At 67.9% G+C, this 14,385-nt stretch carries 8 protein-coding genes; 3 read left to right on the top strand and 5 right to left on the bottom strand.

Going from position 1 to position 14,385, the window contains the following annotated elements; translation table 11 throughout:
• The first annotated feature begins 63 nt into the window (after positions 1 to 63).
• The gene (gene ptrR / locus KSS93_RS17515; protein WP_217885243.1) at positions 64 to 927 is read left to right on the top strand and encodes a putrescine utilization regulator PtrR; all 864 of its coding nucleotides are present in this window, start codon (positions 64 to 66) and stop codon (positions 925 to 927) included.
• Between the two features lie 270 nt (positions 928 to 1,197).
• Positions 1,198 to 1,719, top strand: a complete 522-nt coding sequence (locus KSS93_RS17510; protein ID WP_217885242.1) for an acyloxyacyl hydrolase — start codon at positions 1,198 to 1,200, stop codon at positions 1,717 to 1,719.
• A gap of 159 nt (positions 1,720 to 1,878) precedes the next feature.
• Here the strand turns inward: KSS93_RS17510 and KSS93_RS17505 are convergent, their stop codons facing one another.
• From KSS93_RS17505 to KSS93_RS17485, 5 genes are all read right to left on the bottom strand, one after another.
• Positions 1,879 to 2,769 (bottom strand): universal stress protein, encoded by an 891-nt coding sequence (locus KSS93_RS17505; protein WP_217885241.1) that lies wholly within the window; start codon positions 2,767 to 2,769, stop codon positions 1,879 to 1,881.
• Positions 2,770 to 2,872: 103 nt separating this feature from the next.
• Positions 2,873 to 4,024 (bottom strand): acyl-CoA dehydrogenase family protein, encoded by a 1,152-nt coding sequence (locus KSS93_RS17500; RefSeq protein WP_217885240.1) that lies wholly within the window; start codon positions 4,022 to 4,024, stop codon positions 2,873 to 2,875.
• A gap of 16 nt (positions 4,025 to 4,040) precedes the next feature.
• Positions 4,041 to 5,111, bottom strand: coding sequence for an enoyl-CoA hydratase/isomerase family protein (locus KSS93_RS17495; RefSeq protein ID WP_217885239.1), 1,071 nt, complete (start codon positions 5,109 to 5,111; stop codon positions 4,041 to 4,043).
• 270 nt (positions 5,112 to 5,381) lie between these two features.
• Positions 5,382 to 6,800, bottom strand: a complete 1,419-nt coding sequence (locus KSS93_RS17490; RefSeq protein WP_217885238.1) for an efflux transporter outer membrane subunit — start codon at positions 6,798 to 6,800, stop codon at positions 5,382 to 5,384.
• Positions 6,801 to 6,819: 19 nt separating this feature from the next.
• Complete coding sequence (locus KSS93_RS17485; RefSeq protein ID WP_217885237.1) at positions 6,820 to 7,584, bottom strand: helix-turn-helix transcriptional regulator; 765 nt, start codon at positions 7,582 to 7,584, stop codon at positions 6,820 to 6,822.
• Positions 7,585 to 7,996: 412 nt separating this feature from the next.
• Here KSS93_RS17485 and KSS93_RS17480 point away from each other — a divergent pair, with 412 nt between their 5' ends.
• A complete protein-coding gene (locus KSS93_RS17480; RefSeq protein ID WP_217885236.1) occupies positions 7,997 to 14,305 on the top strand; it encodes a non-ribosomal peptide synthetase in 6,309 nt (2,102 codons plus the stop codon).
• Positions 14,306 to 14,385: the final 80 nt, after the last annotated feature.

The raw sequence follows: 14,385 nt of genomic DNA, 5'->3' as shown, positions 1-14,385 counted from the left end.
GGTGGCGCGCTTTAATGAAAACTGAATAATAATGAGCGAAACATTCACGTTTGGAGAATGACCGTGGACCTGGTGCAACTGGAAATCTTCAAGGCCGTGGCCGAGCACGGCAGCATCAGCGCCGCCGCGCAGCATATCCACCGGGTGCCGTCGAACCTGACCACCCGCATCAAGCAGCTCGAAGAAGACCTGGGCGTTGAGCTGTTCATCCGCGAAAAGAGCCGCCTGCGCCTGTCGCCGGCGGGCTGGAATTTCCTCGAATACACCCGGCGCATCCTCGAGCTGGTGCACGAGGCACGCCTGACCGTAGCTGGTGAAGACCCCCAAGGCACCTTCGCCCTGGGTTCTCTGGAAAGCACGGCAGCGGTGCGCATCCCGGCCTTGCTGGCGGCCTATAACCAGCGCTACCCCAAGGTCGACCTGGACCTCTCCACCGGCCCGTCCGGGACCATGCTCGAAGGGGTGTTGGCCGGGCGCCTGGTGGCCGCGTTCGTCGATGGCCCGGTGTTGCACCCAACCCTTGAGGGCATGCCGGTGTTCGAGGAGGAGATGACCGTGATCGCACCGCTGAACCACCCCCCGGTCACCCGCGCCCGCGATGTCAACGGCGCGAACATCTACGCTTTTCGTGCCAACTGCTCGTACCGCCACCATTTCGAGAGCTGGTTCGTCCACGACCAGGCGGTGCCCGGCAAGATCCACGAAATGGAGTCGTACCACGGCATGCTGGCGTGCGTCAGCGCCGGCGCAGGCCTTGCGATGATGCCGCGCAGCATGCTCGACAACATGCCCGGCTGCAGCACGGTCAGCGCCTGGCCCATGGCCGAGGACTTCCGCTACCTGAAAACCTGGCTGGTGTGGCGCCGGGGCACGGTGTCGCGCAGTTTGAGCATGTTCATCAAGTTGCTGGAGGAGCGCCAGGCTTGAGGCCCGCTTCCCTGTAAAAGCCGGCTTGCCGGCGATAGGGCATGTACCGGCGATACAAAGGCAGGCCTTGGCGCAAGGCCGCTGGCCGCATCGCCGGCAAGCCGGCTCCTAAAGGGGGATTAAATGCTGGCAAAACACTTTCATCTTTGCTGCTGATTGGCCGATACTTCGGGAAGTATTACAACTTGTGACCACTTGGATGCGGTGGTGCACAGGCGCATAACGAGGGGCAAAAGCCCCCACCCGTGAAAGACCATCAGGAGAACATTGATGAAAAACCGTCTTGCCAGCTCGCTGGCCGCTGCTGTGCTGGCGCTCGCCGGGGCCTGCTCGGCCCAGGCTGCCCAGGTATCCGGTGCCGTGGGGGCCACCAGCCAGGGTGACTTGACCTACCGCATCGGCCTGTCGTTCGACTGGGACAAACGCTGGCTCGAAAGCAACACCGGCTTTGTCACCGGTTACTGGGACGCCGCCTACACCTACTGGGAAGGTGGCGACTACAGCGGCGCCCACTCGCTGTCGTTCAGCCCGGTGTTCGTCTACGAGTTCAGCGGCTTCACCTACACCCCGTACATCGAGGCCGGCATTGGCCTGGCGGCGTTCTCCAAGACCGAGGTGGGCGACCAGCGCCTGGGCTCGTCGGTCAACTTCGAAGACCGCATCGGCTTTGGCCTCAAGCTGCCGGGGGAGCAGAAGGTCGGGTTGCGCCTGATGCACTACTCCAATGCCGGCATCAAGCAGCCCAACGACGGCATCGAGTCGTACTCGCTGTTCTACAGCAAGGGCTTCTAAGGCGTCGATCCCCCTGTAGGAGATCACCCAGCCCTTTGGGCTGCGCTGTCGCGCAGAGAACTGGGCACGAACCCGCCGCGGCCCCTGTGGGAGCGGGCTTGCCCGCGAACACCGGCGAAGCCTGTACCGAGCTCATCGCCGACACGCCGGCTCCTGCCGTCAGCGCACCGCCTTGATCGCCAGCACGTTGCACAGCGGGTGTTCCAGCACATGGGCGGTGGTCCCGCCCAGGAACGTCTGCAGCGCGTCGTGGCGGTGGGTGCCCATGACGATCACATCCACCCGGCTGTGGCTGATGTAACCGGCAATCGCCCTGATTGCCGGGCCCTCGAGAAAGTGCCGGCGCTCCAGATCGACCTGGTGGTGGTCCCCCAGCCGGTTGAACGCTGCCCGCTGCGCCGTGCGCACACTGGCATCGAAGCCTGGCATGGTCACCGCGCCGGCGCCAAAGTCGGCGATATGGGTCCTGGCCGCGTCGCACACGTGCAGCAGGTGCAGTTCGGCGTTGCATTGCAGGGCCAGTGCGTGGGCGCTGCGGATCACCTGGTCGTCCAGCTGTTCCGCGTTGCCGTGATGGTTCAGGTCCACCGCGGCGGCGATCTGCCGGGGCAGCGGCAGGCGGATTTCGCTGACCAGGTGCACCGCCACCGGGCTGTCCTTGAGCAGTTGCCAGTCCAGCGGGGTGACCAGCAGGCGCTTGAGCACCGGCTCGTGCTGCACGTCCTTGACCAGCAGGTCGCAGCCCAGGCGTTCTGCTTGCTGCAGCACGCTGCCCAGCGGGTCGCGGGTCAGTAGCAGTTCGGTGGACACATCCAGTCCGGCGCTGCGCAGCTGTTCAGCCTCATCGGCCAACCACAGGCGGTTGTGCGCCAGCAGGCGCTCGCGTTCCTGGCTGTTGCCCATCAGGCCGAAGGTGTCGACCTCGTCGACGAAGACGTTCAGGTCCAGCAATGCCCCGCAGGATTCAGCCAGCGCGGCGGCGCGCTGCAGGGCAGGGGAGTGGCGCATCTGCGGGCCGAGCATGACCAGCAGGCGTTTGAACTGGCTCATCGCACACCTCCACGTGTGGCAGCCCCCCGTTCACGGCAAGGCCCGCACCGTGCGCTGCGGTGCGGGCGTGGTTCGTTGAGTCTAGACGCTGCCTGAGGCGGCCTCAGACCGTGTAGTGCTTCAGCTCCCGGGCAATCAACATGCGCTGGATCTCGCTCGAGCCTTCGTAGATCTGCGTAATCCGTGCATCGCGGTAGTACTTCTCCACCGGGTAGTCCTCAAGGTACCCATACCCGCCATGCACCTGGATGGCCATCGAGCACACCCGCTCGGCCATCTCCGAGGCGAACAGCTTGGCCTGGGAGGCTTCCGACAGGCACGGCTTGCCGGCCGTGCGCAGGCGCGCGGCATGTAAAATCAGCAAGCGCGCGGCATTCACCTGGACCTGCATGTCGGCCAGCAGGTTGGCGATGCTCTGGTGCTCGTTGATCGGCTTGCCGAATTGGATGCGCTCGCGCGAATACTGCAGCGCCGCCTCGAATGCCGCCCGGGCGATGCCCAATGCTTGAGCGGCAATGCCGATACGCCCGCCTTCGAGGTTGGACAGGGCGATGGCCAGGCCCTTGCCGCGCTCGCCCAGCAGGTTGGCGGCCGGAATGCGGCAGTTGTCCAGGGTCACCGCGCAGGTGTCCGAGGCGCGGATGCCCATCTTGTGTTCGCTGCGGTCCACCTTGAACCCCGGGTTGTCGGTGGGTACCAGGAAGGCCGACAGGCCCTTCTTGCCCAGCTGCGGGTCGGTCACCGCAAAGACAATGGCAAGCTTGGCCCGGCGCGCGTTGCTGACGAACTGCTTGGCGCCATTGATCACCCACTGGCCGTCCACCAACTCTGCACGGGTGCGCAGGTTGTGCGCCTCGGACCCGGCTTGCGGCTCGGTGAGGCAGAAGCAGCCGATGGCCTCGCCGCTGGCCAGCTGCGGCAGCCAGGCCTGCTGCTGCTCGGGCGTGCCGTAGGCCAGCAGCGGCCCGCAGCCCACCGAGTTGTGGATGCTCATCATCGCCCCGGTGGCGCCGTCGCCGGCGGAAATCTCTTCAACCGCCAGGGCGTAGGCCACATAGTCGGTGTAGCTGCCGCCGAACTGCTCGGGCGCGACCATGCCCAGCAGGCCCAGCTCGCCCATCTTGCGTACCACGCCGTCGTCGATCCAGCCGGCCTTTTCCCAGGCCTGGGCATGGGGTGCGATCTCGCCGCGGGCAAAGTCCCGGGCCATGTCGCGGATCATGATCTGTTCTTCGCTCAATTCCAGGTCTTGCATGCAGGTGCTCCTGGCCTTACAGGCCTTCGAAGAATTGCTCGACGCGCTGGCGGGTCAGGGCGGCGAGGGTTGGCGGGTTCCAGCGCGGCTGCTTGTCCTTGTCGACGATCAGCGCACGCACGCCTTCGATGATGTCGCCATGGTCGAACCACTGGCGGTCCAGGTGCAGTTCCATGGCGAAGCACTCCTCCAGCGCCAGGTGGCGACCGCGGCGCAGCAGTTCGAGGGTCACGGCCATGGCCAGTGGCGAGCGGGTTTCCAGCAGGTCGGCGGTGGCCAGTGCCCAGGCATGGCTGTCACCGATGGCCACCGCACGCAGTTGCTCGACGATGCTGGGTATATCGGGCAGGGCGAAGAAGTGGTCGATCACCGGGCGCAGGCTGGCCAGCGGCGCGTCGTCCAGCACCTGGGTGCCAAGGGTGGCCAGCAGGCCCTGCAGGTCCTTGAGCGGGTAGTCGCCGAACTGCAGGTGGTCCAGGCCTTCGTCCAGTGCCGCCAGGCGCTCGCTGCCCACGTACCAGTCGGCCAGGCCGCAATACAGCGCATCGGCGGCCTTGATCTGGGCGCCGCTGATACCTAGGTAGATGCCCAGTTCGCCCGGTATGCGCGGCAGGAAGTAGCTGCCGCCGACATCGGGAAAGTAGCCGATACCGGTTTCAGGCATGCCCAGGCGGCTGCGCTCGGTGACGATGCGCAGGTCGCAGCCTTGGGCCAAGCCCATGCCGCCGCCCAGGGTGAAGCCGTCCATCAGCACCAGCACCGGCTTGCGGTAGCGGTGCAGGCACAGGTCGAGGGCGTATTCCTCTTCGAAAAAGGTGTGGTGCAGCTGTTCGCCGGCCTTGTGGCTGTCGTGCAGCGAGCGGATGTCGCCGCCGGCGCAGAAGCCCTTGGGCCCTTCGCCGCGCAGCATCACCGCGTGCACCTGGTCGTCCTGCGCCCAGCGGTGCAGGTGGCGCTGCAGGCTGCGCACCATGTCCAGGGTCAGGGCATTGAGGCCGGCGGGGCGGTTGAGGGTGAGGTGGCCGATGTGGTTGCGGACTTCGGCCAGTACATGATCCGTTGCCGAAGGTTGAGCGTGCGCGGTCATCGCGGTCTCCCTGCTTTGTTATTGATTTCCAGGGTCAAGCCTGGAATGCGCGGGCGGATCGCTGGATCCTGTCATGCGTATTTGCCTTGCACAATTGGCAAATCTGCAGGGCGTTGCTGCATTTTTGCCTTGGGCGCAAGGGGCAGGCTGGTGCTGCCACTGTAACCCTGTGACCACGGCAGGCAACAATTGCTGCATGTATTTCAAGGCTGGCGCCATACCTGTAGGAGCCGGCTTGCCGGCGATAGGGCCCTCAACCTTGATGCAGATCTACCCGCCAGGCCCGCCAGCAAGGGGCTGATCATCCTGCCAACCCCCACCCAGCGCCGCATACAGGTTCACCTCGGCCACCAGCTGCGCCAGGCGGTCGCCGATCAGCCCCTGCTGGGCGCTGAACAGCTGGCGTTGGGCATCGAGGAAGGTCAGGCTGCTGTCCACCCCGGTGCGGTAGCGGTTTTGCGCCAGGTCGTAGTAGCGCTGGCTGGCCGCCACCAGGTCGCGCTGGGCCTGCAACTGGCGCTGGTAGGTGGCGCGCGCCGCCAGGCCGTCGGCGACTTCCTGAAACGCCCCCTGGATGGCCTTTTCGTACTGCGCCACCTGAATGTCCTTCTGCAACTTCGCGTACTCCAGGCTGGCACGCAGGCTGCCGGCGTTGAACAACGGCAGGCTGACCTGCGGCTTGAACAGCCAGGTACCCGAGCCTGCCTCGAACAATCCGGCCAGCTGCTGGCTGCTGGTACCGGCATTGGCGGTCAGGCTGATGCTCGGGAACAACGCCGCACGCGCGGCGCCAATGTTGGCGTTGGCCGCTTGCAACTGGTGCTCGGCCTGCAGGATGTCCGGGCGGCGTTGCAGCAAGTCCGACGGCAGGCCGGCAGGCAGCGGCGCGATCTGCTCGCTGGCCAGGGCCAGCCCACGCAGGCCATCGGCGATGGGCCCGGCTACCAGCACGCCCAGCTGGTTGAGGTCCTGGGCCACCAGGCGGCGGTAGCGCGCCACCGCAGCGCGGGTGCTGTCGACCCGGGTCTGCGCCTGAATGCGGTCCAGCGCCGACAAGGTGCCGGTGCGCACCTGGCGGGTGGTCAGGCGCAGGCTGTGCTCGTCGGCGGCCAGGGTATCTTCGGCCAGTGCCAGCAGCTCCTGGTCGGCGCGCCAGGTGAGGTACACGCTGGCAACGCTGGCCACCAGGCTCAGTTGCGCGGCGCGGCGTGCCTCTTCACTGGCCAGGTAGGTTTGCAGCGCTTGCTCGCTGGTGCTGCGCAGGCGCCCGAACAGGTCCAGCTCGTAGGCGCTGACGCCCAGGGTGACGGCCTGGGTGCTGCTGATCACGCCGCTGCCGGTGCCGGTCATACGCCGCGGCAGGTACTGGCGCTGGCCACTGCCGTCAAGGCTGACACGGGGCAGTTGTTCGGCGCGCTGAATACGGTACTGGGCGCGAGTCGCCTCGGCATTGAGCAGCGCCACCCGCAAGTCACGGTTGTTGGCCAGGGCAGCGTCGATCAGCTGGCGCAGCGCCGGGTCGTGGAACACCGCCTGCCAATGCTGGGCGGGCGGAGTGGTCGATGCGGCCGGGTAGGCCGGCCCTTGGGGGTACTGCACGGGGACCGGAGCCGCCGGGCGCTGGTAATCCGGTGCCAGGCTGCAGCCGGCCAGGGTGGCGGCCAGCAGGGTCAGGGTGAATCGGTACATTGCAGGCTTCCTTGCGGTGTCAGGCACCCGCCATCCAGCGGGCCAGCCCGTGGCGGCCACTGACCCCCAGCTTGGCGGTGGCGCGCTTGAGATAGGTTTCCACCGAACTGTTCTTGACGTTCAACTGCTGCGCCATCTGCGGCACCGTGCCGCCGGTCAAAAGCCCCAGGCACACCTCCTGCTCGCGGCTGGACAGGCTGATGGCGCCGCGTGCCAGGCGCTCGCCAAAGGCCGCGCGCAACGAGGCCGCCTGGTTGTCGGCCAACTGCGGGTCGTTGGCAGGCAAGGCCTGGGCCCGCAGGGCATGGTGCTCGACCAGTGGCAACAAAGTGTCGGACAGGCTTTTGAGCAACGACAGCTCGGCCAGGGTGAAGGCCCGCTGGCAAGGGCTGCGCTGGCAGCAGATCACCCAACGCCGCTCGCCGCGGCACGACACCAGGTTGCACTGGTGTGCACTGTGCGGTTGCTGCGGGCGCCCCAGCGGCGCGCTGATCTGGATCAATACCGGGTCGTGCATCTGCATCACACTCTGCAGCAACGCTTCGGGCGCAGGCAGTGGCGTGCAGGCGCCCGCGCTACCCAGAGCGCGGATGTGCTCGATGCGTTGCTGGCGGGTGTCGAGGGTCCATTCGCTGAGGTCCAGGCGCTGCATCGGCACCAGTTGCTCGAGCAGCTGGAACATCTGCCCGGCAAAGTCCTGGTCGCCGCTGCGGGCCACCAGCTCGCCCAACTGTAGATAAAGCTGAGGGGCAGGGCGGCGGGCGAGGTTGTCGGTCAGTCTCATGCTGGTGTCTTCCTTGATTCGGGGCGTTCTGCGGGCGGTCTCGTGGTCGAGTCCTCTCCTCGGCTAAGTGGTGTGGCGCTATTCAAGCCCCCAGCCTTGCCGGTGTCTGTCATGGAAAAGGGGGACAGAAAATGCCACGTCGGCGGCAAACCGTTGCACCACCGCTAAACCGCCAGGGGCGCTGAGCTTGGCGCAATGCCAACCAATTGACGCCAAAAAGCCCCGCTTTGGGGGATTTTGCCCACTGCAGACTGGCAGGTAGGCCATGCCCGACAGCCTGCTGTAGCGATTCTCCTACAAGAAAATCAGTAACTTGGGCCCAGGCGCGGCTGTCCGGGTTTCAGGGGCCATACAGCCGCCAAGGCCGGTGCTTGAATCCGCGGACGATCATTCGCAAGGACGCGCCACCCCCATGTCTGCCACCGACACCTACCCCCTGACCACCGCCCAGCGCGACATCTGGCTGGACCAGATCAGCCGTGGCGACTCGCCGCTGTACAACATCGGTGGTTACATCGAGCTGGACGGTGCGCTCGATACGGCGCTGCTGGGCCAGGCCCTGGCGCACCTGGTGGCGCTGCATGACGGCCTGCGCACGCAACTGCTGCCGTGCGCGGCCGACGGCCTGCCTCGCCAGCGTTTCGAGCCCACGCTCACCCTCGGCCTGCCACTGCTCGACCTCAGTGCCGAGGCCGACCCCGAGGCCTGCGCCCGGCAACTGATGCGCCAGCGCATGGCGCAGCGCTTCGACCTGCTCGGCGGCCCCCTGGCGCGTTTCTTCCTGGTCAAGCTGCACCCTCAGCGCCACCTGCTGGCGGGCCAGGCCCACCACCTGATCATCGACGGCTGGGGCTTCGACCAGCTGTTCAGCCAGCTGGGCCAGTACTACGGGCTGTTGCAGCAGGGCCAGCCCTTGCCGGCCACGGCGCCGTCGTACCGCGCGTTCATCCATGACGATGTCGCCTACCAGGCCTCGGCGCGCCACGCCCGTGACCGCGCCTACTGGCTAGCCAAGTACCAGGCCCTGCCTGAGCCCCTGGCCCAGCGCAAAGGCCTGGCCCCGGCCACTGCCGACACCCCGAGCCAGGCCCTGGACTTGCCGTTCAGCAGCGACCTGCTGGCCCGCATGCAGGGCCTGGCCGGGCAGTTGAACGCCTCGGCCCTGCATGTGCTGCTGGCGGCGCTGCACGTGTATTGCAGCCGGATCTGGCAGCGCGACGAATGGGTGGTCGGGCTGCCGGTGCGCAACCGCGCCAACCCGGGCTTCAAGGCCACCTTGGGCCTGTTCACCCAGGTGAGTGCCTTGCGCATGGGCTTTGGCCGCCAGCTGGGCTTTGCAGAGCTGGTACAGGGCATTCGCGACAGCTTGCGGCAGGACTACCGCCACCAGCGTTTTGCCTTGAGCGAACTCAACCGCGCCCTGGGCCTGCTGCGCGAAGACCGCGGCCAGCTGTTCGAGCTGAGTGTGTCGTTCGAAGAAGACGGCAACGCGCTGCGCTACGGGCCGATCGAAGGGCGCAGCGTGAAGGTCAGCAGTGGCCACGAGCCGACCCCGCTGGCCCTGCACCTGCGCAGCAACCGCCACACCGGCCAGGCCTGGCTGCACCTGGTGTATAACCTGGCCTGGTTCAGCGAGCAGGAGGCCCAGGCCCTGGCCGACCGCCTGCTGCACATCCTCCACCAGGCCCTGGCCAACCCGGCGCTGGTGGTGGCCGGGTTTGACCTGCCGACCCCAGCCGAACACGCAAACCTGCAAGCCTGGGGGCAGGGGGCAAGCACCCAGGCAACCCCGCGCTGCGTGCACCAGCGTATCGAAGCGCAAGCCGCACGCATGCCCCAGGCCATCGCCGCCTGGCACGAAGGGCTCAGCCTGAGCTACGCCGAGCTCAACGGGCGCGCCAACCAGCTGGCCGAACGTCTGATCGCCCTGGGCGTGGCGCCCGAGGACCGCGTGGCGATCTGCGCCCGGCGCGGGCCGGACACCCTGGTAGGCCTGTTGGCAGTGCTCAAGGCCGGTGCCGCCTATGTACCCCTGGACCCGGCTCACCCCCGAGAGCGCCTGGCCTGGCTGCTGGAAAACTGTACCCCCAAGGTGCTGTTGAGCCAGGTCGGCATCGATCTGCCTGCCAGTGAGGTGCCGCGCATCGACCTCGACCCATGCGCCCCAACCGTGGCAGACAACCCTGTGGTGCCAGGCTTGGGCCCAGGCAATTTGGCCTATGTCATCTACACCTCCGGCTCTACCGGCCTGCCCAAGGGCGTGATGGTCGAGCATTGCATGCTCGACAACCTGGTCGACTGGCATTGCCGGGCCTTTGCCCTGAAGGCTGGCGGGCAGGTGTCGTGCCTGGCCGGCTTCGGCTTCGACGCCATGGCCTGGGAGGTCTGGCCAGCCCTGTGCACCGGCGCCACCCTGCACCTGGCCCCGGTGCGAGAGGGCACTGAAGACATCGACGCCCTGCTGCGCTGGTGGCGCGCCCAGCCGCTGGACCTGAGTTTCCTGCCAACGCCGGTGGCCGAGCACGCCCTGGCCCAGGGCGACGACCACCCGACCCTGCGTACCTTGCTGATCGGCGGCGACCGCCTGCGCCAGCTCAAGCGCAACCCGCGCCACGCCCTGGTGAACAACTACGGCCCCACCGAGGCCTGCGTGGTGGCCAGCTACGGCGCCTTGCACGCCGGCAGGCCGCTGCATATCGGCGGCCCGGTGGACAATGCCCGGCTGTACGTGCTCGATGCCTGCCAGCGCCTGCTGCCACCGGGCGTGCCCGGCGAGCTGTACGTGGCTGGCGCCGGTGTCGCCCGGGGTTACCTGGGCCGCCCCGATCTTACCGCCGAGCGCTTCCTCGACGACCCGTTCCACGCCGGGCGCATGTACCGCACCGGCGACCTGGTGCGCTGGCTGGCCGACGGCACCCTGGAGTACCTGGGGCGCAACGACGACCAGGTGAAGATCCGTGGCGTGCGGGTAGAACTGGGGGAAATCGAGGCGGCCCTGGCCAGCCACCCGGCCTTGCAGGAATGCGTGGTACTGGTTCGCCAAGGCCAGTTGCTGGCCTGGTACATCGCCCAGGGCGAAGTGACGCCGCGCCAGCTGCACCAGCACCTGGCCGAGCGCCTGCCCACCGCATTGCTGCCCAGCGCCTACCAGGCCATGCCGGCCTGGCCGCTGACCGCCAATGGCAAGCTCGACCGCCAGGCGCTGCCAGCTCCTGGCAGCGAGGCCTGCATCCGCCACGCCTATGCCGCCCCGGAAGGCGCCACCGAGCAACGCCTGGCGGCGCTGTGGGCCGAGCTTTTGGGGGTAGCCCAGGTGGGCCGGCATGACCACTTCTTCGAGCTGGGCGGCCATTCGCTGCTGGCCGTACAACTGATCGAACGCATGCGCGCCGAAGGCCTGCATGCCGACGTGCAGGTGCTGTTCGGCCAGCCGACCCTGGCCAGCCTGGCCGCCGCAGCCAGTGCCGCGCCGCTTCAGCGAGTGCCAGCCAACCGGGTACCTGCCGGCTGCCAACAGCTGACCCCCGACCTGCTGGTGCTGACCACCCTCGAGCAGGGGGATATCGACCGCATCGTCGGCGCAGTACCGGGCGGGGCGGCCAACGTGCAGGAGATCTACCCCCTGGCGCCGCTGCAACAGGGCCTGCTGTACCACCACATCACCGATACCCGCGACCCCTACCAGCAACAGGCGCTGTTCAGTTTTGCCAGCCGCGAGCACTGGCAGGCCTTCGCCCAGGCCCTGCAACAGGTGATCGCGCGCCACGATATCCTGCGCACCAGCCTGGCCTGGGAGGCCCTGGCGCAACCCCAGCAAGTGGTATGGCGCCACGCTGAACTGCCGGTACACGAGTTGGCCCCTGGGGTTGATGCCGAGGCGCGCCTGCGCGCTGCCTGCCAACCTCTGGATCTGCGCCAGGCCCCCTTGCTGGCCCTTGGCGTTGCCGAAGATACCCGGCAGGGCCGCTGGCTGGGCCTGCTGCGCTTCCACCACCTGGTCAACGACGCGGTGTCCCTTGGCTTGCTGATGGCCGAGCTGCGCGCGTTCATGGCCGGGCAGGGCGCCGACCTGCCGGCGCCGGTGCCGTACCGCAACTTCGCTGCGGCCCACAGTGCAGCGGGTCGCGAGCAACAGCACGAAGCCTATTTCAGGCAGATGCTCGGTGACCTCCAGGCGCCTACCCGGGTGTTGGGCGTAGACGGCCTGCCTGCCGACCCCGATGCCCTGCAAACCCTCGAGCAGGCGCTGCCGCCTGCCTTGGCCCAGGCCCTGCGCACACTGGCACGCAATCACGATGTCAGCCTGGCCAGCCTGTTCCACCTGGCCTGGGCCCAGGTGCTGGGTTGCCTGTCGGGCAATGACGAGGTGGTGTTCGGCACCGTGCTGCTTGGTCGCCTGGCCGCAGGCGAAGGCGCCGACCGTGCCTTAGGGATGTTCATCAATACCCTGCCGCTGCGGGTGCGCCTGGCCGGCCTGAGCCTGGGCCAGGCCCTGGCCCGTACCCATGAAGGGTTGGCCGGTTTGCTGGCCCACGAAGACGCACCGCAGGTGCAGGCCCAGCGGTGCAGCGCCTTGCCTGCCGGCATGCCGCTGTTCGACAGCCTGCTCAACTACCGCCAGGGCGCGCCGCACGGCCAGGCCGCCTTGCCCGGTGTCGAGCTGCTGCAGGCCAGCGAAGTGGTCAGCCAACCGCTGATGCTGGCCGTGGACGACCATGGCGAGGCCATTCACTTGAGCCTGCGGGCCCCGCGCACCCTGGGTGTGGCGCGATTGCAGGCGTGCCTGTTGGGCACCCTTCAAGGCCTGCTGGAGCACGGCACGCAGCGCCCGCTGGAGCAACTGTGCAGCGTGCCGGCCGAAGAGCTGCAGCAATTGCTGGTTGGTTTGAACGCCACCGACGATGCCAGCAGCCCGGTCGAGCAGACCTGGCCCGCGCTGTTCGCTGAACAGGTACGCCGCAGCCCCGACGCCGTCGCCGTGCAGGCCGGCGAGCAGTGCCTGAGCTACCGCCAGCTCGATGAACAAGCCAACCGCCTGGCCCATCAGTTGCGAGCAATGGGCGTGCAGCCGGACAGCCGGGTGGCGATCTGCGTCGAGCGCGGTCTTGCGCTGATGGTCGGCCTGCTGGGCATTCTCAAGGCCGGCGGCGCCTATGTGCCGCTGGACCCCGGCTACCCCGACGAGCGCCTGCGCTACATGCTCGCCGACAGCGCGCCCCAGGTGCTGCTGGTGCATGGCGCCACCGCCGGCCTGCTGACAGGCAGCGGTGTGGCCACCCTGAACCTGGACCACGACGGTTGGCAGCAACAACCTGCTGATGCACCTGTAGTGCCCGGCCTGCATGCCGGCAACCTGGCCTACGTGATCTACACCTCTGGCTCCACCGGCACGCCCAAGGGTGTGATGGTCGAGCACCGCGGCCTGTGCAACCTGATGCACTGGGGCACCGGCCTGTGCCCGCCACGCCCGGGCGATGCCCTGCTGCAACGGGCGCCTTTCAGTTTCGACGGCTCGGTGTGGGAGCTGTTCTGGCCCCTCAGCGCCGGCCTGCGCCTGGTGCTGGCACGCCCCGACGGCCACCGCGACCCGGCCTACCTCGCCGGGCTGATCGAAGCGCAGCGGGTGACCTGCGTGAAGTTCGTGCCAGCCATGCTGCAGCCGTTCCTCGACGTGGAGGGCGTAGAGCGTTGCACCCGCCTGCGCGACATCTTCTGCGGCGGCGGCGAGCTGACCCTGGCCATGGCTGCGGCGGTGCGCGCGCGCCTGCCGTGGGTGCGGCTGCACAATGTCTACGGCCCCACCGAAGCCACGGTCGACAGCACCGCCTGGACCCTCGAACCCGAGCAGCCGCTGCCGGCCAGCGCGCCGCCGATCGGCCGGGCGATCTGCAACACCCGCCTGTACCTGCTCGATGCGCACGACCGCCCTGTGCCGTTCGGTGCAGTGGGCCAGCTGCACATCGGCGGGGTTGGCGTGGCCCGCGGCTACCTTGGCTTGCCGGCATTGCAGGCCGAGCGCTTCATCGCAAGCCCCTTCGTGGCCGGCGAGCGCCTGTACCGCACCGGCGACCTGGCGCGCTACCGCGCCGACGGCGAGCTGGAGTTCCTCGGGCGCAACGACTTCCAGCTCAAGCTGCGCGGCCTGCGGGTCGAGCCCGGTGAGATCGAGGTGCAACTGGCCAGCTACCCAGGGCTTGAGCAAGCAGTGGTGTCGATGCATGACGAGCGCCTGGTGGCCTGGTTCACCTGCCGCCCTGGTCACACCGCACCAGGGCTCGAAGCGCTGCGCAGCCATATGCTGGCGCGCCTGCCCGACTACCTGGTGCCCTCGGCCTTCGTGGCCCTGGACGCCTGGCCACTGAGTCCCAACGGCAAGGTCGACCGCCAGGCGTTGCCGGCGCCCGGCCCGGCCTCGGTGATCAGCCGCCAGTACCAGGCACCGCAAGGCGAGCTGGAAACCGCCCTGGCGCAGATCTGGGGCGAGGTGCTGCGCATCGAGCAGGTGGGCCGCGACGACAACTTCTTCGAGCTCGGCGGCCATTCGCTGCTGGCCGTCAGCCTGGTGGCGCGCATGCGCCAGGCCGGCCTGCATGCCGACGCCCGCAGCCTGTTCAGCCAGCCGACCCTGGCCGGCCTTGCCGCCAGCACCCAGCTACAGGCGGCCCGCGTGGAGGTGCCGCGCACCACCATCCCGGGCCTGGCCGCCCGCCGCCGGCTTTGAGCTCGCAGCCCTGACGCGACACAAGGCCGCCCTTACAGGTACAGCGCCTGATTCAGGCTCTGCGCATCCTGTGGGAGCGG

It is taken from the genome of Pseudomonas xanthosomatis (genome assembly GCF_019139835.1).
Classification (GTDB): Bacteria; Pseudomonadota; Gammaproteobacteria; order Pseudomonadales; family Pseudomonadaceae; genus Aquipseudomonas; species Aquipseudomonas fakonensis.
The sequence above is the reverse complement of the archived record's forward strand: the minus strand, read 5'-3'. Positions and strand labels throughout refer to the sequence as shown.